The sequence below is a fragment of the Bradyrhizobium sp. AUGA SZCCT0182 genome (assembly GCF_018130185.1).
Lineage (GTDB): Bacteria > Pseudomonadota > Alphaproteobacteria > Rhizobiales > Xanthobacteraceae > Bradyrhizobium.
On the sequence record NZ_JAFCLY010000037.1, the window covers coordinates 1 to 20,733 of the forward strand.

The window sequence follows — 20,733 nt, forward strand, 5'->3', positions numbered from 1 at the left end:
CGGGCTGATGAAGCCCCTGCTTCCGCTTTACCCTCTGCGCTGGGCATTTGAAAAAATGGCGGAGCTGGAGCGTTACTCCAAGGCGTCGACGAGCGCGCCGATTACGACTGCCGAGCTCGAGATTCCGCCGGCGTTGTGGCACGCTTATTCAGCCGCAATGGCGCAGTATCTTCCGGCACCGCTTGAGGTCCCCGTGACTTTTTACGCGGCCGAACACGACGGCCGGGCGTGGCGGCATCTCAGTTCTCAACTCGACGTGGTCGAGGTGCCATGGGGACATCATGGCTGCCTGACTGTCGGCGCTGAATATCTGGTTGATCACCTGCGGCAAAGAATTGACGTTCTGGTTGACGGCGCGCCCTCTGCCGTTGAACCGCACTTTTCGCCGATCGGCTGTCACGGCGCGCAAATCGGTGGCCCCGCACTGGTCATCGAAACTTGAGGATCGGACCAGGGCGGCAGCAACGCAAATTGCGCCGTGCCAGTGCCTTGCGATGTTCAGCCAACCGGTCCGGGGATCCAATAGTCGCCGGAAAGCGGCCTGACGCTTACGCCGTAAATTACCCCGAGCTGCAGGCTTGGATCGAAATGGCGCATCGTCCGCTCATTGAGGTCAATGATGCGGCCAGGCGTCAGCGGCCCCACGTCATTTATCTTGACGATGACCTTCTTGCCTACAGCCTCAACCAGGGCATATTTCGGCCTCGCGCCATATCGGACCCCACCAAATTTCTGGCGCAGACTCGTCTTGATGGCAGCCGCCCAGACAGTGGGCTCATAGCGCTCGCCGGAGGCTGTGTTCGGGCCGCCCTCCCGCCATCCGGGCCGGAACGGATTGTACGTGGATGCTGCGCCAACGATCGCATCCCCAGAAGCAGCAATGACGACGGCGCTTGAATGAACTGCAGCCATTTCACTTCGAGCAACGGTAACAGAAATGGCAAGCAGCACTACGACGCCGCAAATTGCGGCGCTCGAGCGAAACAACATCGTAACTCCTCGATTGATTTTCTGGATCGTTCGGTTCCCGATCCCGCAAAAAATGGTCAAGCGAACGCGGATGCGTTAACGAGCTTGCGCCGATTTTGCGGATTCGTGCCGACACTGGCGACGGAACCGTTGTGGGAACCAGGATGGTCCTCCCACAGGTGTCTTTCCCACCGACTAAGAAAGAAATTGCGTCAGCAGCATGACTGAATAGAGGCGCTTGGTGAGGGCGTGAGCAGGAGCAGGCGTCTGGCCGATGTCGGCTCGGGTCACAAGCAGACGTTCAAGCTGATCCATGAGCAAGTCTGCATCGGCCTCACCAGCGGACATGAGAGGCGACGGCGACACGTGATCAGGTAAGCGTCTCATCCGGATGTGAGCAAGAGAAGTCTGCCTCGGTCCGTCGAGAAGCGGTCGAGGACGAATTGAGAGGCGTCAAACAATCGGGGAATTCGTCGGCCGGATTCCACTGCCGGCCCACAGCTCAGCGGGATCGAAATTTGTCTCCGTTGAAAATCTCCTCACAACGGGCGTTTCAGCGGTTAGCTGAGTGGAGCACTCCTGTGGTCCCTGGCTGCCCTCGGGTGCCAACGTCTGCCCTGCATCGTGGGCAGGCAAGCCAATTATCAGTCGCATTGGTCTCACTTCCAGAAGCGTACAGGTTGCTGCAAACTGCATATGTAATCTCGCGATTCGTAGATGTCTTGAGGACCCATGAACGAGACCTTGATATCCGCCTGCACGATGTTTCTCATTCCAGCGACGCTCTTGTTTGGCGCTTTAGGTGTCGCGAACTCGTCCTTTCTCAAGATGCTGGTCTGCTTGCTTGGCATCGCCACGACAGGGTTATGGCTTTACCGGATATGGTGGTGGGCAAACCTGTCTTTGATTGATCGCAGAACGGCGCTCGGTCTCGCGGGCATGTTTGCGTGCGCATGGCTGGTGACATTCCTGGTGCAGTTGAAGAATGTGTTCTCGTCGCGCTGACTGGCTTCGTTCCGTGGGGTGCATCGGCTGACAGCACCTTGGCTCACGACGTCGTCGGCGAGGGTGGTGTAATCGTCTCGGTCGACAACATCCGTTATCGCGCATCGATCCGGGTCACCGCTGCCTTCCCGAATTGCGGCTCGCTATTGGTGTCCGGCAAGGATTTGCGCGGCAGCGCCGATGCCTTGCCGGAAGGCCTCGTCGAACGTGACAGCCGCAAGCTGCCATTGCTGCGACCTGCCCTGCGAATCGAGCTGCCAGTCCGAGTTCCACCGCAGCTCCTGATCGTCCCAGACGAGGCGCACGATCAGCACGACCTCTCCGCCCCGCCCGGCCACGGCTTCAGCGATCTTCGCGGGCGCGATGCCCGCAAGCGCAAGCTCATTGGCGCCGACGCCGGCGAGCGCTGCGGCATCGGGCAGCACGATGGGCATTCCCCGCTTGGCCGCGGCCGCCAGGAGGGCAGCCCGCTGCAGATCCGTCTCTTTCGAGTCGCCTGCAACCACGTATCGTCGCGCGCCCGGCTGCATCTCCACGAAGACGCCAAGCACCGGGCGGCGGGTAAGCCATGGCTTGACGCCCAGCTTGGCAAGCATGCCGTTGATGGCGGCCTCGTCGAACTCGGCCGTCAGAATGAAGGAGCGGTCGCGGGTGCCCTGCTCGTCGTTCTTCGGCTTGCCGCCCTTTTCATCGCGGTAGGAAAAGTCCCGAACCAGTTTCGCAGCATCGGCCTTGTATGGGTCGAGACGCGGGTCGCCCGCGAGCCGCAGCATGCCGCTTACCTTGATGAGAACGTCTTCCAGGCACGATGCGAAGCCGAGGATACGGTTTGCCTCGCCCTGCCCCGTCACGATGGTCTGCGCGCGATAGAGTTCTGCCGGCGGAATAGCGTTTGCCGCGTTGGCGAGCCCCGGTTGCTGTGGCGTGTCGGCGGCGACGGCGGGGAGCGCGAGCAGCACTACCGCCGCGATTGCCGCCAGAAAGCAGGGAATGGAGCGTGTCGTCGCTGGATGCATCCTCAAGGCCGAAAGCCCTCACTTGATGCTGGCGACGCAATGCTGATCGCACCCGTCTCCAGGCAAATCCTCTCCTGACTGGGTATTCTACAGGGAAACTGACGATATTGGGGGCCAGCGAGAGCTGCCTTGCAGTTTCCGATTAGAGCACGAACGTGACCAATTGATACAGCGCATAGGCCAGCTGCACGCCCAACACGGCCAAGGCTACGATCATCAAAAAGGAGCTGAAATGCATGAGGGTTGAAACCAATATGCCCTCTTGAACTGATTGTTCTCGCAAGAAGACTTCGAACTGATCAGTACGTCATGCTGCCCTACAAACGTTTGGCAGTTCGAGAAGGAGGCTTCCGCCGCCGCGGAAGTAATGTCATTGCCGCGAACCTCTTCTTGGCCGGAGGTCGCTTGTTGGACGGAAGTTCACGCCTACGTGCCGTAGAAAATCTTCATCCCCCACACCACGACGACGACGGCCGACACCAGCGTGGCCGCCGTCAAGATACTTTCTAAGGAAGCGACTCTCATACTACTACTCCGCTTCCCAGCCCCGTTTGCGGTCTAGTTGATTCGTTCGGTCCGCCGCAATCGCGCGGGCGACTGTGTTGAGCGCTCGCACGGCAATTGTGGTTTGCGGGCCACATCATTCCCGTAGAATTACTGGCGCAGCGAGTGGGATTCGAACTCCTGGTACGGCCGGGCGGCAGTCGTGATCAAACCAGTCTCCGCCAATCGTCTCCGCAAGAACGGGACTATCCGGCGACAACGCCGCAGACCATCGGCGACTTCCACCCCAGGAACGGCGAACTGGGAGTCTGGAGACGAAATCGAATGCGCGAAAAGCCGGGATGCCCGGCCCTATCTCGCGTTTCTTGGGAAGCCTCGCCGAACGCCGGAATCGCTGGCTGGGGCGGGAGGGTACTCAGCCCGATTGGCTCCACCATCAACCAATTGAAAACGCTACAAAAATTGGTGCGATTCTGGGGTAGTAACGGGGGGCGTCCGACAGAAATCCGCCTACGCTGTTCCTACGACGTCCTTCTTGTGGAACAGCTTTCGAGGCCTCGATAAGGTACCCCATTATAGGCGGAGCAATGAAGCCGGCAGCGGCGGCCAACCCCGTTCAAGTCGCGGGACTGCCCGCATTCTGAAACCTCCGGAGTGCAGAGCATCGGCGATGAGCGGTGCGCTGCCGCAGGAGCCCTACAATGAGAGGCCCGTCATCTTGAGCACAGCCTCGGGCCGTTCACCCTGTACTGCGATCTTCGAAAGCGCTCTTGCGATCTCCTCCAGATCTGTTGCCGTGAGCGTCACGTCGACCGTGCCGCGGTTCTCCTCCAGACGATGTAGCTTGGTGGTGCCGGGGATCGACGAAGAACCGGTAATGAGCCCCCTCTTGCCCTTTGAGGGTCATATGACGGCCCCATACCGACTACGAGCGTAAAAATCTCATCGCCCGAGCGATTTCTTGATACCGTTCAGTCCAAGGCGCAGGAAAGGGTCGGAATGAATATAATAGAATTGGACGCCTTTTTCGCGCCAATGCGGCAATTCGTCGGCCGTCACCAGCGTACCAGCAATCTTGCCGGCGGCGCGTATCTTGTCGACGGTGAAACCGACCTTGTCGATAACGGCCTGTGGGCGGGGTTGACCGAAGGCTGGCGCCGGCGGGTATCCCATGTTTTGCGACAGGTCGCCGGGGCCGATGAAGAACACGTCGATCCCTTCCACCGCGAGGAGTTCGTCGATATTGCCGATCGCCTCCAGCGTCTCGACCATCGAGACGACTAGCCGCTTTTCGTGATCGGCCGGACAGGCGTAGCGAACCGCATCGACGATAGCGCGGGCCTGATCCGCGGTATCGACCATAGGCACCATCAGGCCATCAGCCCCGGCATTCAGATAGCGGATTAGCAGCGAGCGCTGGTGGGAATCCGGCCGTACGATCGCGGCCCCGCCGGCACCACGTATGACCTGCGCGGCATTCCGCACATCCTCGAAACCCCACGCACCATGCTCGCAGTCGACGAAGATCGAGTCCGCGCCAAGCTCCACCAGCCGCGCCGAGAGGCTGGCCGATACATGATGGGGATTGAACATGGTGATCGCCTCACCCTTCGACAGGCGTTCGCGCAGCTTGGCTCCATTCATGGCCGTTCCTTCCGGTCTATCTTTTTGGCTTGTCGGGGGTGTCGTCCGGCGCGCCGACCCAGCGCGCGGTCTCGATATCGGCTGACGTATCGCGCATGAAGGTCGGGCAGATCTGCAATTCGGGAATCATCGCGACCTTCTGCAGGCTGGCGCAGAGCAGCACCGCCCGGGCCACGTCATACGGATCGAGCATCACGGCACGTTCGCTCTCCAGCGGCGGTCGCGCGCGATTGTCCATGATCGGCGTGTTGGTCTCGCCGGGCAGGATCGTGGTCGCGCGGATCCCCTGGTTGCGGTAGGTGTTGTGCAGGAAGGTCATGAAGTTCTTCACGCCCGCCTTCGCCGCGCCATACGCAGCACCGCCCAGCAGGTTCGGATTGAGCGCCGCGAGCGACGACACGGTGATGATCGTACCCTCGCCTTTTGCGATCATGCCCGGCAGCACCGCCTGGGTGAGGTTGAATACCGCGGTGAGGTTGACGTTGACCGTGGAATTCCATTCCTCCTCGCCGATGAAGCGGGCGTTCAACACTTTGCTGGCACTGCCGGCATTGTTCACGAGAATGTCGACAGCGCCGACAATGGCGCCGACCCACGCAACCGCTTCAAGGATCGCCGCGCGAGACTCGATATCGAGGGACCGGCTGATCGCTCGGCCGCCCTGCTTCTTGATCTCCGCTGCGACTTCCTCAAGCGGTTCGATCCGGCGGCCGGTGAGTACGACGGTCGCGCCTTCCCGCGCCAGCAGGATAGAAGCCTCCCGACCGATGCCGGTGCCGGCGCCGGTGACGAGGGCTATCTTCCCATCGATCAGACCCATGATGTCTCCTATTCGGCGGCCGCAGGCGTCGCGCGCGTGTGGCGGTAGATTTCCCGGGCCGCCTCAGGGGTAATCAGTCCCTCCGCGAGATCAAGTTCGATCAGTTCGCCGACGCGCTCGGACGTCCGGCCCCATCCGCCGCCGCCGGGCGTTTCGACCTCGAGCCGATCGCCGGTCTTCAGCACGACCTTACCTTTCGGAAATTGCGGCTGGCCATTTTTTTGCACCTTCCCGGCGCTCCCGGACTGGCCATCCACCACACCGAAGCAGGGATGCCGCACGCGCTCAGAGGCCAAATAGATGCTCATGGGGCCCTTGCCGAGATTGCGCAGGATCACGCGCTGGCCGAGCCCTCCGCGATATTTGCCGGCGCCACCCGAGTCCGCAATCAGTTCCTTGCACTCGGTCAGAACGGGCACGGCGATCTCAAACATCTCGATCGCCGTTACCTTGCAGTTCGACGGAAAACTCAGGGTGTCGAGACCGTCAATCTCCGATCGCGCGCCCTGCCCGCCATGGAAGTTCTGGACCGAGCCGTACTGCGTGCCATCGTCGCGCTGGCCGACGCAATTGGCGGCCCATATCGGCGCACCGCCGCTGTCGCCCATCACCTTGTCCGGAACCACGTTCTCCAGCGCCTTGAAAATCAGCGAGGGGATGACGTGCCCGATCAGATTGCGCGAATTGCCCGCCGTCCATGCGTTCGGATTGAGGATGGAGCCTTCCGGCGCTTCGTCGGTGATCGGGGTGATACAGCCTTCATTGTTAGGCGTGTCGGGGTCCAGCAGGCATTTCAGGGCATAGACCGAATGGGCGTAACGGTAGTTGGTCCGGCAATTGATCGAGTGCAACACCTGGTCCGACGAGCCGGCATAGTCGACGTGAATGGAATCGTCCCGCACGATCACGGCCGCCTTCAGCTTGACGTCGACATCGTAGCCGTCGAGCAGCACTTCTGCCGTGTACGTGCCGTTGGGCCATTGGCGGATCGCCTTGCGGGTCTGCGCTTCCGAACGCGAATGGATGGCGTCGGCGAGATCGTCGATCTCGTCGAGCTCGTATTCATCCAGGAATTTCAGCAGCTCGCGTCCCATGACATTATTCGCCGCCACCATCGACTCGAGATCGCCCAGCACTTCCGTCGGCAGGCGCACGGACGCGGCGATGATGTCGAGCACGTCTTGGTTCGGAACGCCGGCCTTGTGCAGCTTGACGATCGGGAAGCGAATGCCTTCCTCAAAGATGTCGCTGGCCTCCGAATGCAGCGGCCTTCCGCCGACATCAGGCAAATGCGCGATCGAGCCGGCATAGGCGACGACCTTGCCGTTCTTGAAGATCGGCGTAATCATGGTGACGTCGGGCAGATGGCCGGTGCCGATCTCGGGGTCGTTGGTGGCGAGCACGTCGCCTTCGCTGAGCGTCTCGGCTGGAAACTTCGGCAGAAAATACTTTTGTGCGGCGACCGGCAGTGACGTGATGAACACCGGGATCGACCACGTGCATTGGGCAAGCGCCCGGCCGCGGCTGTCCAGCAACACGGTCACATAATCGTGGTTCTCGCGTACGATCGGCGAGAAGGCGGTACGTCCCAAAACATTGTCGGCCTGATCGGCGATGAAGATCAGGCGATTCCACATCACCTGGAGATTGATCGGATCGTTGAAATCGGGGGTATTTTTCGACATCGCGCGCCGTCCTCAGAGAATGTTGATCACGAGATTGCCGTGCCCGTCGACATGAGCGATGCCGCTTGGACCAACGACAGCCGTGGACTCGCGCTGCTCGATGATGGCCGGGCCCTTCACCGGCTGATCGAGCGGGAGCTTGTAATGATCGTAGACGGGCGTCTCGACGTAGGCGCCCAGCTCGTTGAAGTACACCGATCGCTTGCCCTTGAGGGCGTCTGCGACCTCCGCTTGATGTGGACGGGTGACCTGATCCTTGCCGCCGCTGGAACGAAGCCGCCAGGTGATGACCTCGAGCGACGCCGCTACGGTTCGGCCAAACAGCTCGCGATAGAGCTTGGTGAAGTTGTCCATCAACTGCCGGAGAAATTCGTCCTTCGGCAAATTACGGTCAGGCAACGCAACCGTAATCTCGTGGCCCTGCCCGACATAGCGCATGTCGACGGTGTAACGGTTGGTGATCGCCGCTTTCGCGACGCCGGCAGCGCTCACGACTTCGGCTCCTTGTGCGGCCAGATCGTCAAGCAGCAGCCGCATTCCGTCAAAATCCCAATTGTCTACGCCCATCGGGAAACTGGCGGACAGATCCACGGCAACAGGCGCGATGAGGAGCCCGATTGCTGATGTGACCCCGGCACCCGTCGGGCAGATGATGCGCTTGATGCCGAGCTTGCGCGCGATCCCGTAGGCATGCACCGGACCGGCGCCGCCGAAAGCCACCATCGGCAGCGAGCGTGGATCGACGCCAAGGTCGGTCGCATGCATGGCCGCCGCCTTGCTCATGGATTCATTGACGAGGTCGTGGATACCCCAGGCGCAGCGGTCGACGCTGACGTCGAGCGCGGTTGCAAGCTTTTTCATCGCCTCTTGGGCTGCATCTTTCGAGACCTTGAACGAGCCGCCGACGAAGGATTCGACGCCCATATAACCGAGCAGGATGTCGGCGTCGGTGACGGTCGGCTCGGTGCCGCCGCGCTGGTAGGCCGCCGGACCCGGAAGCGCGCCGGCCGAGCGCGGACCGACATCGAGAAGACCAAGCGGATTCTTTGCAGCGATGGATCCGCCGCCCGCGCCGATCTCGATCATCTGGATCGACTGGATCTTGAGCGGAAAACCGGACCCTTTGCGGAAGCGCTGATAATGCGCCACTTCGAGGTCGGTGCCGACGGTGGGCTCGCCATTCGGGATCAGACAGAGCTTGGCCGTGGTGCCGCCCATGTCGAACGAAAGCACGCTCGCCTCGCCCGCTGTTCTGCCGAATTCGGCGGCAGCGACCGCACCGGCGGCGGGCCCCGACTCAATCAGACGCACCGGCAATTCGGCGGCGCGCAGGCTCGGAACCAGGCCGCCGGACGACGTCATCCACAACACCTGCCGGTCGATACCCTTGTTGGCGAATTCGCGCTGCAAATGGGCGACGTGGCCGGCCATCTGCGGCCGGGTATAGGCATTGACGACCGTCGTCGAGGCGCGATCGAACTCGCGCACTTCCGGACAAACTTCCGAGGAAAGTGATACGAAGATGTCGGGGCTCTCTTCCCGCAGCAGCGCGGCAATGCGCTGTTCGTGCTTCGGGTATTTGTAGGCGTGCAGCAGGCAGACCGCGACGGATTTGATGCCCTTGCTACGCAGCCGCCCGGCGATCTCCCGGATGGCGTCTTCCTTCAATTCGGTGACCACGGCGCCATCGGCAGTCATGCGCTCCTCGGCACCAAAACTGTTGGCGCGCGTGACCAGCGGATCGGGATATCGGAGGTTCAGGTCATAGAGATCGTAGCGGCCCTCGTTGCGGATGCGCAGCATGTCCTGGAAGCCGGCGGTCGAGATGAAACCGGTTTCCACACCCTTGCGTTCGAGAACGGCGTTGGTGACGACGGTGGTGGCGCCGAGCACCTGGAGTTTGGCCAGATCGATCACGCTGGCAAAGCGGTCGAGCAATTCCGTCGCACCCTGCACCACGGCCTCCGCCGGATTTTTCGGCGTGCTCAAAACCTTGTGCAGATGCAATTCGCCGTCGTCGTCGAGCAGGGCGAAATCGGTGAAGGTGCCCCCGGTATCAAATGCGAGCTTGGCCATTGTTTCCTCGGCGCGACGGTTCTGCAGGCAGCGCGGGAACGGTCCCGAACGACCCGATGAATCATCGAGCCCGGATCACTGGAATCCCGTTATGGTTGAGGCTACGGGATGCAACTGGCGCCAGCCAACACAAGTGCGGTCTGCCGCCATAGACTTTGGTTATGGCGCCGCCCGGATCCCCTGCGGGTGCTTGCGCATCAGTTTCTCCACCACATCGAGGAGCACCGATCGGACCGCCACTGCGGGTTCCGACAGCGGTAGATGATCGGAGGTGCAAAGCGAGACCGTGGCCTCGATCACCGGACGCACCAGGCGCCTTATATCAGCGCCGGCAAAGCTCGAGGCGCCGGCGGCGACAGAGGCAGGCAATATCGTCGAACCGAGACCGTCCATGACCGCCGCCCCCAGCGACGAAACCGACTCGATTTCGGAGGCCACGTTAGGGACGACCCGCGCCCGGGCAAGGGATTCGTCGATCAGGCGGCGCAGAAAGTGGCCCCTGCTCGGCAACAGCAGCGCAACATCGGTGAGGGACGAAAGCGGCAGCGCCTCGGTCGCCGGCTTGTCGAATGCAGTTCCCGGGGGCGATACCAAAAACAGTTCCTCCCGAAACAAGGGCCGCAACACGACCCCCTTGATCGGCTCCGAACCATAGATGATCGCCATGTCCATCTTGCCGGTCATGATCAACTCGCTCAGCACATGACCGAAGCTGTCATTGATATGGACGATGATCTGGGGATGAAGCACCTTCATCTCCTTCAGGATCGGCAAGGACAGCGCACTCGACGTCGAATAGGTCGCAAGGCCGATCGAGACCCGCCCGGCCAAGGATTTCGAGGAGTTATCGATGTCGATCTTCGCCTGCTCGATCTGCTTGAGTAGCAATTGTGCATGCCGATACAATACGAGGCCGGCCTCGGTCGGCGTGATGCCAGTGTTGCTGCGTGTCAGCAGCTTGTGCTTGAAATGGCTCTCAAGGGCTGCGACCTGCTGGGACAGCGCGGGCTGAGCGGTACGCAGGATGCTGGCGGCGCGGGATACGCTGCCGGCGTCGACGATCTTCACGAAGCTCTTCAGTTTGGTGAAATCAACGCTCATGGCCCCGCCGCTTCGATCCTGCAAGATGCAGGATAGGTCGATGACGACAGGAGAACAAGGCGCTGCCGGCCCGGGCACTGTCGGCCCGGGTACTCCCGCCGCCTCAGCGCAGGGCGGCGCACGCCTTCTCGATGCGGTCGCACGCCTCCTTGATCATCTCCATCGATGTCGCGGTCGAAAGCCGGAAATACGGCGAAAGCCCATAGGCCGCGCCGTGGACCGACGCGACCCCGCCCTTGTCGAGGAGGTAGAGGACGAAGTCGAGGTCGCTGCCGATCGCCTTGCCCTCCGGCGTGACCTTGCCGATGGCACCGGCACAGCTCGGATAGAGATAGAACGCGCCGTCCGGCACGACGCAGCGCAGATGAGGCACAGCATTCAGGCGGGCGCAGGCATAATCGCGGCGCTCCCGGTAGAGCTTGACGCTTTCGCCGACGAAGCTCTGCTCGGCGACAAGCGCGTGTGCCGCGGCGGCCTGGCTGATCGAGGACGGACAGGACGACATCTGCGACTGCAGCTTGTTGATCGCCGCGATCAGGCCGGCGGGACCTGCGGCGTAGCCGATGCGCCAGCCGGTCATCGCGTATGATTTCGAAACACCGTTGGTAAGAAGGATGCGATCCCTGAGCGCCGGCACCACTGCCGCGATCGTCGTCATCGGCTCGTCGCGGAACCAGATCTGATCGTAGATGTCGTCGGACAGCACCATGACATGCGGATGGCGGAGCAGCACCTCGCCCAGTGCCTGGAGTTCGGCCTGATCATAGGCGGCGCCCGTCGGGTTCGAGGGCGTATTGAGGATCAACCATCGCGTTCGCGGCGTGATCGCCGCCTCCAGCGCGGCCGGGGTCAATTTGAAGCCGACGTTCTCGGAGCACGCAACGATAACAGGCTTGCCGTCGTTGGCGATCACCATGTCCGGATATGACACCCAGTACGGTGCGGGGATGATGACTTCCGCCCCCTCCTCCACGCTTGCCATCAATGCCAGGAAAAGGATCTGCTTGGCGCCGCCGCCGACACAGATTTCGCTTTCCACATAGTCAAGTCCAAGGCGGCGCTTGTAGTCGGACATGATCGCAGCGCGCAGCCCCGGTGTCCCATTGACGGCGGTATATTTGGTCTCGCCGGCGTCGATCGCCGCGTGCGCAGCGGCCTTGACGTGGTTCGGGGTGTCGAAATCCGGCTCGCCGATCGTCATATCGACGATGTCGTGCCCGGCGGCCTTCAACTCGCGCACGCGAGCCGCGGCGGCCGTGGTCGGAGAAATCTTGATGCGCGACACACGCGCGGCAGGTACGAAGATGGTCACGGTAGCTTCCTCTGAACGATGATCAGTGTTCGGCTTTGGCCTCGCCCCGCATCCGGCCCGTCAGGAAGAGCTCGCCGAGCTCATCGTGGGTGATGTCCGCAGGCCTGCCGTCCCAGATTACCTTGCCGAGACGCAGGATGACCGCGCGGTGCGCGACTTCCATTGCCTTCTTGGTATTCTGCTCGACGAGCAGGATGGTTTGCCCGCCGGCGTTGATGCGCAGCAATTCGTTGAAGACGATGGCAATGGCCGCCGGGGAAAGACCGACCGACGGTTCGTCGACGAGCAGTATCTTCGGCCGTTGCAGGACGGCCATCGCCACCTCAAGCAATTGCTGCTCGCCGCCCGACATGTTGCCGGCCAGTGTGTTGCGTCGCGCTTTCAGGATCGGAAACAGGTCATAGACATAGTCGCGGTCGGCCCTGACCCTGGCGTCGCGAAGCGTATAGGCGGCCATTTGGAGATTCTCGTCGATCGTCATGACCGGAAAATTGCAGCGGCCCTGCGGCACGAAGGCGATGCCTTCGGCGAGGATCGCCCGCGACTTGTAGCCGGCGATATTCTTGCCCTGCCATTCGATGCTGCCGTCCTTGATCGTCGTCATGCCATAGAGCGACTTCAGGAGCGTCGACTTGCCCGCGCCGTTCGGCCCCATCAGGGCGACAAATTGCCCCTGCGGCACGTCGAGGTCGACGCCGTTGAGGATATCGAGCGAACCGTAGCCGGCGCGCAGACCCTTGATCGAGAGACTGGGATCAACCACCGAGATAGGCCTCCCGCACCGCCGGGTTGCGAACAATTTCGTCGGGTGTCCCTTCGGCCAGCTTGCGCCCCTGATCGAGCACGACGATTCGTTCGCAGATGTCGGTGACGACATCGATGTTGTGCTCGATCACCAGGAAGCTGACGCCAAATTTCTCGTTGGCGAAGCGGATGCTCTCGACGACGCGCTCGATCAGCTTGGGATTGATGCCGGCCATCGGCTCGTCGAGCAGGATCAGTTTGGGCTCCGGCATCAGCATCGACGCGAACTGGATCAGCTTCTGCTGGCCTCCCGACAGTTTTCCGGCGGGCTGATGACGGACATCCCAGAGCCCGGCGATCTTGATAAATTCGCGCGCGCGTTCCCGCAACGCCTCGACACGGGCGCGCGCCATGGCACCGATTCCGAAAGTGGACCAGAGGTCCGGAAAGGTGAACATCTGGCCCGCAATGACGAGGTTTTCCTCAACGTCGAGGGCGCTGAACACCACGGTCTTTTGGAACGAGCGCAGCATGCGGCCCTCGCGGGCGATGCGGTTGAGCGACCATCCCGTGATGTCCTGACCGTCGAGTTTCACCGCACCGGCGTTCGGCTTGGAGAGACCGGTCGCACAGTCGAAAAAGGTCGACTTGCCCGAGCCGTTCGGGCCGATAAGCCCGCAGATCTCGCCGCGATTGACATGCAGACTGACGTCATCGACCGCGCGCACCGCGCCGTAGGACTTGTGCAGTCCGGAGATTTCAAGGATGGGCAGACCGGTCATTTGCGCTCCCTGAGAAAGGACCAGAAGCGATCAATCAGCGGCGCAAAGCCCTTCGGGAACCAGAACACCAGCGCCAGCAGGCAGAACCCGTAGGCGATCATCCTGACTTCAGGCGCGACGCGAAGGGCTTCGGAGAGGCCGACGAACAACAGGCTGCCGAACACGACACCCGAGATCGTTCCCGCACCGCCGCCCAGGACGATGATGAGCATCGTCGTCGAATAGTACATCTGAAACGTGAGCGGACTGACCACCGTCAGGTAATGCGCATAGACGCTCCCGCCGAGACCTGCGAAAGCCGCGCTGATCATGAACACCACCAGCTTGTAGCGCCAGGTCGGAATGCCGACGGATTCGGCCAGCGTCTCGTTCTCGCGAATGGCGACCATGTTGCGCCCGGCCGCCGACCGCACGATCAGATACGCCGCGAGCGTGGCCATCACTGCGATGACCAGCACCAGATAGTAGAAGCTCGTGGTTCCCGAGATCGTGAATGATGCCGGCCCAAGCGCGAAATAGGGTTTCGGAATGCCCGACAGCCCCATGTCACCGCGGGTGAGGCTGATCCAGTTCTTGGCGATCGCCTGCCCGATGATGACGAAGCCAAGCGTACACATCACAAAGGACGTGGCGCGCAGCCTGAGCGCCGGAATGCCAAGAGGCAGGGCGATGGCCGCGGCAAGCAACCCCGCCGCTAGGAAGTTCAGATAGAACGGCGTGCCGAAACGGACCGCCATCAGGCCGGACGTATAGGCGCCGATGCCGAAGAACGCGGCCTGCGCCAGCGATAGCAGGCCGGTATAGCCGACCAGCAAATTGAGGCCGTGGGCCGGCAACAGGAAGATCAGCGCGATGATGATCGCGTGCAGGGCATAGTTGCCGAGAAACAATGGGGCCAAACAGGCGGCTACCGCCAGCGCCGCGCCGAACGGCAACCGCAGATCGCGTCGGGGCGCCGGGAGTGAGAGATCGTTGGGCGACATCGTCTGTCCTCGAACAATCAGAAGCGGGCTTGCGCGGAGAACAGCCCGTGGGGACGCCACATCAATACGAGCATCAAGGTTGCAAAACCGACGGTGTCGCGGAACTGGAGGCCGACATAGGTTGCCACCAGGCTTTCCGCGATGCCGAGGATCATCGCCGCGAAGAACGTGCCGCGAACGTTACCCAGCCCGCCCATGATGATGACCGGCAAGGTCTTGAACGTGATGATCTCGCCCATCCCGCCATAGACGCTGACATTCACCGGCGCCGTCAGCACGCCGGACAACGCCGCCAGGCAAGCTCCGAGAATGAACGTCCGAAGCGCCACTTGGGGTACGTCGATGCCGACCACCGCGCAGCACTCGATATTCTGGGACACCGCGCGCATGGCTTTTCCCATGCGGCTGTAGGTAACCATCAATTCCAGTCCGACGAAGACCAGAATGCAGACGATGATGATCAGGACACGTTGCTCTGCCAGCGTGAAGCCAAAGATCGAGACCGGCTCGATGTAGCCGCCGGAGAAGAATTTATAGCCGCCGCCGAAGACGAGGATCACGGTGTTCTGCAGGACCAGCGCGATGCCGAGCGTCGCCAGCACTCCGGTTTCCGGCGGGGCGCCCACGATGCGCTGCATCACGAACTGGCCGACGACCACAGCTATGACCGCGGTCGCCACCACGCCAATCACGATCGCAACGGGATAAGGCAGATCGAAATATTCGATCGCGAACCAGGCACCAAAGGTGCCCAGCATGTAGTATTCGCCATGCGCGAAATTGATGGCGCGCAGCACACCGAAGATCATCGTCATTCCAACGGCGACGATGGCGTAGACGGAGCCGGAAACGATGCCGTTGACGATCTGCTCGAAGATCGCGGACACCATTTTGGTTACTCCTCTTTCGCGTTCACTTGGCGGGATACTTGATTTCGGCTGCGTAGGCTCCCTTGATGGCCGGCTTGCCGTTCTCGATCTGAAGCAGGATCATCGGCAGGCGTGCCTGGTTATGATCGTCGAAGGTCACCTCGCCCATCGCGCTATCGTACTTGATCTTCGATAGGGCGTCGCGGACCTTGGCACGGTCGGCACTGCCGGCCGCTTCGATGGCCTTGGCCAGAAGATGCACGGTTTCCCAATGCACATAAGCGTGATTGTTGGGAGTCTCGCGATATTTGGCTTTGAACTTCTCCACGAAAGCGAGGCTCTTCGGAGCGTCCCACGCCGGCAGCCACGCAGCGGCCTCTACGGCGCCTTCGAGCGCCTTCGGCGCCGCCTTGATGGTGCTTTCGGTATTGAATTCCGCATTTCCGATCAGCGGTACCTTGCCGGCCAGGCCGACTTCGATCATCTGGCGCCCGATGATCGGCGTCGTGTCCGCATTGCCGTACATGATAATCGCCTGAGCACCGGAGTCGCGGATCTTGGCGAGCACACTGCGAAAATCGACCTCGCCTTCCTTGTAATAGTCCTCCGTCAGGATCGTGCCCTTGAGCCCGGGAAGATATTTCTTCGTGAAGTCGACTGCCGCGCGCCCATAGTCGGTATCGACGGAGAGCACGGCAAACTTCGTGAAGCCTCTTTTCTCGGCAGCATATTGGATGACGATGAGGGCGCGGTTTTCATCGGTCGGATAGTTACGGAACGTCCATTTGAAACCGCCGACGCCCGCAGCATAGGTGATCTTCGGGTTGGACGAGGCGGCATTGAGCAGCAATACGCCCGCGTCCTCGGCGACGGGCTGCATGGCGAGCGTCACCGAACTCGACACGTCGCCGATGATGAAGTCGACTTTGTCCAGGTCGATCAGGCGGCGCGTGGCCGAAACGCCTTCGACCGGCGTGCCCTGGCTGTCGCCCGAATTGATCGCGATCTTGCGGCCAACAACGCCGCCGGCATTATTGATTTCCTCTATGGCCAGTTGGGCTCCGCGCAGCGAGAAGGAACCGTAGCGGGCGTTCGGCCCGCTCATGGGAGCGACGATGCCAAGGCGGATCGTTGCATCCTGGGCCCAGACATCGACCGATCCAACCCCCAGCCCGATCAAGCCCATAGCGAAGCAGAATGCCCTGCGATCAAGTTTGTGCATCATGACCTCCTCCATCCAAAACACTGGCGGCTTGCCTCACCGTAGCTCACCGTCTCGCGAACGGGCGCATCCGGTTTGTGACAATGAGACTATGGTCGCGGGCCAGACCGGGGGAACCACAACTGCAATCTGCCACCATAGCGTTTAGTTATGGCGACCTGCATGGACGCGTGCGCATATCAATTGCATCCATCCTCGGGTTACTGAGCAACAGGTCTTGCGGACTAAAAACGCCCATGCTGCGCGCGGATCTCCGCGTTCGAGGCACTCCTGGTGGGGTGGAAGGCGATCGAACGCCCCTAGGCGCTTAGCTCATTTCGAAGGCCAAAGTAATTGGATTGCCCCCGCTTTCCATACTCCGTCCGAACCTGCGATACCCTCCCCAAATACCCTAGTTCTCGGCGATCTGCGCAAGACATCGACGCTGGTACGGTCAAGCGCTATTGCGCAGGCGCTTCCGGAAAAACGCGCGCACTTCACCTCAGCACCCCGCCGCCAGCTTCCGGAACAGGCTGTCCCTGTAGAGCAACGCATGCTGATCGAGCGAGGCTGCCGCCACGACACGGCCGATATAGATGTGATGCGTCCCGGAGCCGATCGAGATTACCGATCTCGCTTTGCTGCCGGCTACAACCAATGGAATCCGCGAGAGACCACGCGAGACGACTTCCGTCGAAGGCTCGATGAACTCTACTGATCGCAACCCTGCACGCCGCTATTGTCGAGACCCAGCCTCGACGCAAAGTGCGAGTTAGCGCGGGCGATGACTGCGATGTCGGTATGACGTGCCGAACAACGTCATGGCAGTTTGCGGACCCACTCGACGATGACCTTAACGACGGCCTGCGGCTGCTCGGGGATCAATGCGTGGCTCGCGCGCGGGATGATCATGACAGTGGCGCGCCCGCCGAACTCGTCGCGGCTCTCGTACCATTTTTCCCTGGGCTTGAATGGGTCGCTATCAGGCACCAGGTCCAGTATCGGCACGGTGCCCGCCTGCCAGTATTCCGCCTGGCTGGTGGCGGCGGCAGCGACGCCCTGGCTGCGGTGGGCGGCCGGCGCCCAGCCGTTCAACCAGACCGATGCATCGTGGCCTTCCAGGAAAAACCCACGGCGCAAGGCGGCGAGACGCACGTCATCCGGCAAACGCGAGTCCGCGGCCTGCTGCACATCGTCGCGCAGGTAGTCCGGAAACGTCCTCGCGGCTGCCGCGACAAGCACGATGCCGCGCACGAGTTCGGGATGATCGGTCGCCGTCATGCGGGCTACCCAGTTTCCGTAAGCATGCCCCGCGATGACCGCGGGCCCGGCCTTTTCGCGACTGATCACGAACGCAACGTCGCGCGCGAGGTCCTGCAGACGGACGCCTTCCAACGGCCCGGTGCTGCGGCCGGCGCCACGCGGTTGCGGCCTCAGCACGCGGAACCCGGCGCCAGCGATGCCGGCGGCGACCTCGTCGAAGTCCTCGGAACCGCGTCCACGCGACGGCAACATGACGACGAGCGGACCGCTGCCCTCAGCGATCAGGTCGATGGCAACGTCGTCATAGGTGACGACCTCGCGCGTTCGCGGCGCCTGCGCCGCAGTTGACGCCGCATCGCAGACGACGAACACGAAGAAGATCGCCACAGCAAGCCGGCGCATCGGAGCATCGTCGGTTTCACGCACGGAAGCGATCATGGTCGGTCAGAACGTCGGCTTACGCTTCTCGCGGAAGGCCGCCTGCGCTTCCTTGAAATCCGCCGTGGTGGCGAGCATCGCTGTCTGCGACTGCTCGAATTTGTAACCCTCCTGCAACGGCTGGTTTTCCGTGACCAGGAACGATTTCTTGGCGGCGCGCACGGCGAGCGGGCTCTTCGACGCAATCTGGCGGGCGATTCCTTGCGCCGTCTCCATGAGTTCATCGCGCGGCACCGACATTGACGCTACGCGCATGCGCAGCAATTCCTGCCCGGTGACGCGACGCGCCGTGTAGATCATCAGGCGAGCATCCGACTCGCCGAAATGGCGGCGCACATGGGCGACGCCGCCCGCGAGCACATAATCGACCTCGGTCATCGACAGATAGGCATCGTCCGCGGCGACGATGATGTCGCAACAGAGCGCCAGCACGCAGCCGGCGCCGATGGCCCCGCCGTTGAGCGCCGCGATCACCGGCTTTTCGCACTCCATGACGCAGTTGAAGCCTTCACGCACTTTACGTCCGTGGGTCGTGTAGGCGCCCGGCACGCTCGGGTCGGGGCGGTCTTTGAGGTCGGCGCCGGCCGAAAACAGCTTGCCCTGCCCGGTGAGCACGATGGCGCGAACGTCCGGTCGCTGTCCCAAACTGTCAAAAATCCGCGTGATCTCTTCCCGGAATTTTCCATTCTGGGCATTCACCGGCGGCAGGTTGATCGTGACCGTCGCGACGTAGTCGGCGACGTCAACGAGGCAGGTTTCATAGGTCTCGGTCATCGTGGTTTCCTCTCAGTCAAGCGGGGCTGCGGCGTCGAACCCGTAGAGCCGTGCGGGATTATCGACGAGAATGCGGGTGCGAAGCGCGGCGTCGCCCGTCCAGGCGTCGAACAGATCAAGCAAATGCCCGGCATCCGGCGCGGGTGACAGGCGCACATAGGGCCAATCGGAGCCCCACAACACGCGGTCGGGATTGGCTTGGACAAGCGCGTCATGAAGCGGACGCACGTCGGCGTATTCGGGCGCAGCCGACGACACCCGGCAGATTGACAATTTGACCCAGATCCGCGCCTCGCGCAGCGCCGCGAGCAGCAGCTGAAAGCCCGGGTCGGCAACGCCGCGGGCGGGATCCGGCTTGCCCATGTGGTCGAGCACGAGAGGCACGCCGAGCGGCAGCAGGCGCGGCAACCACTCGAGATATTGGACGGTGCCGGCCCAGAGCTGGGCGTGCAGTCCGTGCTCGCGAATTCTCGGCGCCAACGCGACGAACTGATCGAAGCCGACGCTGCCGGGGTAGCGCACGCCGCCAGGAGCGTGTGCCTCGACAAAGCGCAGGCCGACGATGTCTCCGAGCTTCCAGGCAGCGAGCGTCGCGTCGCTCACCGTTGTATCGGCTGCGGCTACGGCCTTGAGCGCGCCCGCGGAGGCGGCAAGGGCATTCAGCATCGCCGACGGATCGAAGCCGTAGGGCGCCGCCTGGGTCAGGACGCCGCGCGCAAAGCCGAGTTTCGTGCGAATCTTCGCGTGCACATCGGGCGTGGCTTCGGGAAGCGCATAGACAGACGGCGCAGACGAAACGAAGCGGTCAAATGGGCCGAACACGTGGCTGTGCACATCGCACGCGCCCGGTGGAAGCGGCCGTCGCGGCGGGCTGGCGTCCGGAGCGATGATCGTTGGCGGCTGCGATGCTCCGGTCATGACTTTTCCGATCTGGAAACAAGCGCCGGCGGCAATAGCGTCAACCCGTTGCCGAGTTGTTTCAGCGGCGGCTCGACGCCGTCGGGAAGCGGGATCTCATGCGAGTTGAGCGTCATCGAGACCATCGTGTAGTAGCCCACGAGTGCGGTCAGTTCGACGACACCGCGCACGCCCCAGCGCTGCTCGACCTCGCGATAGGTGGTGACATCCGGCTCGCCCTGCTGCTGGAGCTGGCGGGCAAATTCGTAGACGACGGTTTCGTCGCGGGTTTCAAACTGCGGCGCCTTGCCTACGCGGATCGCTTCGATGGCGGCCGCGGCCAACCCAGCTTCGCCTGCCGCTCTGGCGTGCACCCACCACTCGATCTGGCTGGTCCAGCGCCGGCCAGTCACCAGAATCGCAAGCTCTTTCAGCAATGGCGGCAGGCACGTCTGGTAGCGCAGATATTCCCCGAGGCTCGACCAGCGCGCCGCAAGTTCCGGAGAGTGGATGACGGCACGCAGCGGCCCGATCAACTGTCCGCGCGGCCCAGACACGGCCGCATCGTAGACGCGACGCTGATCCGCGCTCATCTCATCGGGGGTTGGCAGAGGAATGCGCGCCATGACTTTCCTTCGCATCGCTTGATT

Annotated in this window: 19 protein-coding genes and 2 pseudogenes; 2 read left to right on the forward strand and 19 right to left on the reverse strand. The window is 62.1% G+C overall.

What is annotated here, in order from left to right; all coding sequences use genetic code 11:
• Positions 1-442: pseudogene (locus JQ611_RS30385) on the forward strand (hypothetical protein); the annotation flags it as partial.
• Positions 443-498: 56 nt separating this feature from the next.
• Here the strand turns inward: JQ611_RS30385 and JQ611_RS30390 are convergent.
• Positions 499-990: a septal ring lytic transglycosylase RlpA family protein gene (locus tag JQ611_RS30390; protein ID WP_212268180.1), complete on the reverse strand. Its 492-nt coding sequence runs from the start codon at positions 988-990 to the stop codon at positions 499-501.
• A gap of 711 nt (positions 991-1,701) precedes the next feature.
• Here JQ611_RS30390 and JQ611_RS30395 point away from each other — a divergent pair.
• Positions 1,702-1,974, forward strand: coding sequence for a hypothetical protein (locus JQ611_RS30395; RefSeq protein ID WP_212268182.1), 273 nt, complete (start codon positions 1,702-1,704; stop codon positions 1,972-1,974).
• A gap of 143 nt (positions 1,975-2,117) precedes the next feature.
• Here JQ611_RS30395 and JQ611_RS30400 read toward each other — a convergent pair whose 3' ends face one another.
• The 18 genes and pseudogenes from JQ611_RS30400 to JQ611_RS30480 form a co-directional block, all read right to left on the reverse strand.
• On the reverse strand, positions 2,118-2,933 hold the full coding sequence (locus tag JQ611_RS30400) for a DUF2066 domain-containing protein (RefSeq protein WP_212467513.1): 816 nt from the start codon (positions 2,931-2,933) through the stop codon (positions 2,118-2,120).
• A gap of 1,257 nt (positions 2,934-4,190) precedes the next feature.
• Positions 4,191-4,355 (reverse strand): annotated as a pseudogene (locus JQ611_RS41975) (aldo/keto reductase); the annotation flags it as partial.
• Positions 4,356-4,436: 81 nt separating this feature from the next.
• Entirely contained in the window at positions 4,437-5,138 is a 702-nt protein-coding gene (locus tag JQ611_RS30405; protein WP_212385924.1) for an HpcH/HpaI aldolase/citrate lyase family protein, read from the reverse strand.
• 16 nt (positions 5,139-5,154) lie between these two features.
• Positions 5,155-5,958, reverse strand: coding sequence for an SDR family oxidoreductase (locus JQ611_RS30410; protein ID WP_212467514.1), 804 nt, complete (start codon positions 5,956-5,958; stop codon positions 5,155-5,157).
• Between the two features lie 8 nt (positions 5,959-5,966).
• Positions 5,967-7,643, reverse strand: coding sequence for a hydantoinase B/oxoprolinase family protein (locus JQ611_RS30415; RefSeq protein ID WP_212268190.1), 1,677 nt, complete (start codon positions 7,641-7,643; stop codon positions 5,967-5,969).
• Between the two features lie 12 nt (positions 7,644-7,655).
• On the reverse strand, positions 7,656-9,719 hold the full coding sequence (locus tag JQ611_RS30420; RefSeq protein WP_212268192.1) for a hydantoinase/oxoprolinase family protein: 2,064 nt from the start codon (positions 9,717-9,719) through the stop codon (positions 7,656-7,658).
• 159 nt (positions 9,720-9,878) lie between these two features.
• Positions 9,879-10,820 (reverse strand): nitrogen assimilation transcriptional regulator NAC, encoded by a 942-nt coding sequence (gene nac / locus JQ611_RS30425; protein WP_212467515.1) that lies wholly within the window; start codon positions 10,818-10,820, stop codon positions 9,879-9,881.
• A 103-nt stretch (positions 10,821-10,923) separates the two neighbouring features.
• A complete protein-coding gene (locus JQ611_RS30430) occupies positions 10,924-12,132 on the reverse strand; it encodes an aspartate transaminase (RefSeq protein WP_212467516.1) in 1,209 nt (402 codons plus the stop codon).
• Positions 12,133-12,154: 22 nt separating this feature from the next.
• Positions 12,155-12,895, reverse strand: a complete 741-nt coding sequence (locus JQ611_RS30435) for an ABC transporter ATP-binding protein (RefSeq protein WP_212385920.1) — start codon at positions 12,893-12,895, stop codon at positions 12,155-12,157.
• On the reverse strand, positions 12,888-13,658 hold the full coding sequence (locus JQ611_RS30440) for an ABC transporter ATP-binding protein (RefSeq protein ID WP_212268200.1): 771 nt from the start codon (positions 13,656-13,658) through the stop codon (positions 12,888-12,890). The genes JQ611_RS30435 and JQ611_RS30440 overlap by 8 nt, the downstream gene beginning before the upstream one ends.
• A complete protein-coding gene (locus JQ611_RS30445) occupies positions 13,655-14,641 on the reverse strand; it encodes a branched-chain amino acid ABC transporter permease (RefSeq protein WP_212385919.1) in 987 nt (328 codons plus the stop codon). The genes JQ611_RS30440 and JQ611_RS30445 overlap by 4 nt, the downstream gene beginning before the upstream one ends.
• A gap of 17 nt (positions 14,642-14,658) precedes the next feature.
• On the reverse strand, positions 14,659-15,531 hold the full coding sequence (locus JQ611_RS30450) for a branched-chain amino acid ABC transporter permease (protein WP_212268204.1): 873 nt from the start codon (positions 15,529-15,531) through the stop codon (positions 14,659-14,661).
• A gap of 22 nt (positions 15,532-15,553) precedes the next feature.
• A complete protein-coding gene (locus JQ611_RS30455; protein ID WP_409363253.1) occupies positions 15,554-16,696 on the reverse strand; it encodes an ABC transporter substrate-binding protein in 1,143 nt (380 codons plus the stop codon).
• Between the two features lie 517 nt (positions 16,697-17,213).
• Entirely contained in the window at positions 17,214-17,435 is a 222-nt protein-coding gene (locus JQ611_RS30460) for a hypothetical protein (protein ID WP_212467517.1), read from the reverse strand.
• Between the two features lie 95 nt (positions 17,436-17,530).
• Entirely contained in the window at positions 17,531-18,400 is an 870-nt protein-coding gene (locus tag JQ611_RS30465; protein ID WP_212467518.1) for an alpha/beta fold hydrolase, read from the reverse strand.
• 18 nt (positions 18,401-18,418) lie between these two features.
• The gene (locus JQ611_RS30470; protein ID WP_212268212.1) at positions 18,419-19,186 is read right to left on the reverse strand and encodes an enoyl-CoA hydratase/isomerase family protein; all 768 of its coding nucleotides are present in this window, start codon (positions 19,184-19,186) and stop codon (positions 18,419-18,421) included.
• Positions 19,187-19,198: 12 nt separating this feature from the next.
• Positions 19,199-20,104: an amidohydrolase family protein gene (locus JQ611_RS30475; protein WP_212385916.1), complete on the reverse strand. Its 906-nt coding sequence runs from the start codon at positions 20,102-20,104 to the stop codon at positions 19,199-19,201.
• Entirely contained in the window at positions 20,101-20,709 is a 609-nt protein-coding gene (locus tag JQ611_RS30480; protein WP_212467519.1) for a carboxymuconolactone decarboxylase family protein, read from the reverse strand. The genes JQ611_RS30475 and JQ611_RS30480 overlap by 4 nt, the downstream gene beginning before the upstream one ends.
• Positions 20,710-20,733: the final 24 nt, after the last annotated feature.

Bases quoted from the DNA above. Each gene is read 5' to 3' on its own strand.
- JQ611_RS30390 (WP_212268180.1), bottom strand. From the start codon at position 990: ATGTTGTTTCGCTCGAGCGCCGCAATTTGCGGCGTCGTAGTGCTGCTT.
- JQ611_RS30395 (WP_212268182.1), top strand. From the start codon at position 1,702: ATGAACGAGACCTTGATATCCGCCTGCACGATGTTTCTCATTCCAGCG.
- JQ611_RS30405 (WP_212385924.1), bottom strand. From the start codon at position 5,138: ATGAATGGAGCCAAGCTGCGCGAACGCCTGTCGAAGGGTGAGGCGATC.
- JQ611_RS30410 (WP_212467514.1), bottom strand. From the start codon at position 5,958: ATGGGTCTGATCGATGGGAAGATAGCCCTCGTCACCGGCGCCGGCACC.
- JQ611_RS30415 (WP_212268190.1), bottom strand. From the start codon at position 7,643: ATGTCGAAAAATACCCCCGATTTCAACGATCCGATCAATCTCCAGGTG.
- JQ611_RS30420 (WP_212268192.1), bottom strand. From the start codon at position 9,719: ATGGCCAAGCTCGCATTTGATACCGGGGGCACCTTCACCGATTTCGCC.
- nac (WP_212467515.1), bottom strand. From the start codon at position 10,820: ATGAGCGTTGATTTCACCAAACTGAAGAGCTTCGTGAAGATCGTCGAC.
- JQ611_RS30440 (WP_212268200.1), bottom strand. From the start codon at position 13,658: ATGACCGGTCTGCCCATCCTTGAAATCTCCGGACTGCACAAGTCCTAC.
- JQ611_RS30445 (WP_212385919.1), bottom strand. From the start codon at position 14,641: ATGTCGCCCAACGATCTCTCACTCCCGGCGCCCCGACGCGATCTGCGG.
- JQ611_RS30450 (WP_212268204.1), bottom strand. From the start codon at position 15,531: ATGGTGTCCGCGATCTTCGAGCAGATCGTCAACGGCATCGTTTCCGGC.
- JQ611_RS30455 (WP_409363253.1), bottom strand. From the start codon at position 16,696: ATGGGCTTGATCGGGCTGGGGGTTGGATCGGTCGATGTCTGGGCCCAG.
- JQ611_RS30470 (WP_212268212.1), bottom strand. From the start codon at position 19,186: ATGACCGAGACCTATGAAACCTGCCTCGTTGACGTCGCCGACTACGTC.
- JQ611_RS30475 (WP_212385916.1), bottom strand. From the start codon at position 20,104: ATGACCGGAGCATCGCAGCCGCCAACGATCATCGCTCCGGACGCCAGC.
- JQ611_RS30480 (WP_212467519.1), bottom strand. From the start codon at position 20,709: ATGGCGCGCATTCCTCTGCCAACCCCCGATGAGATGAGCGCGGATCAG.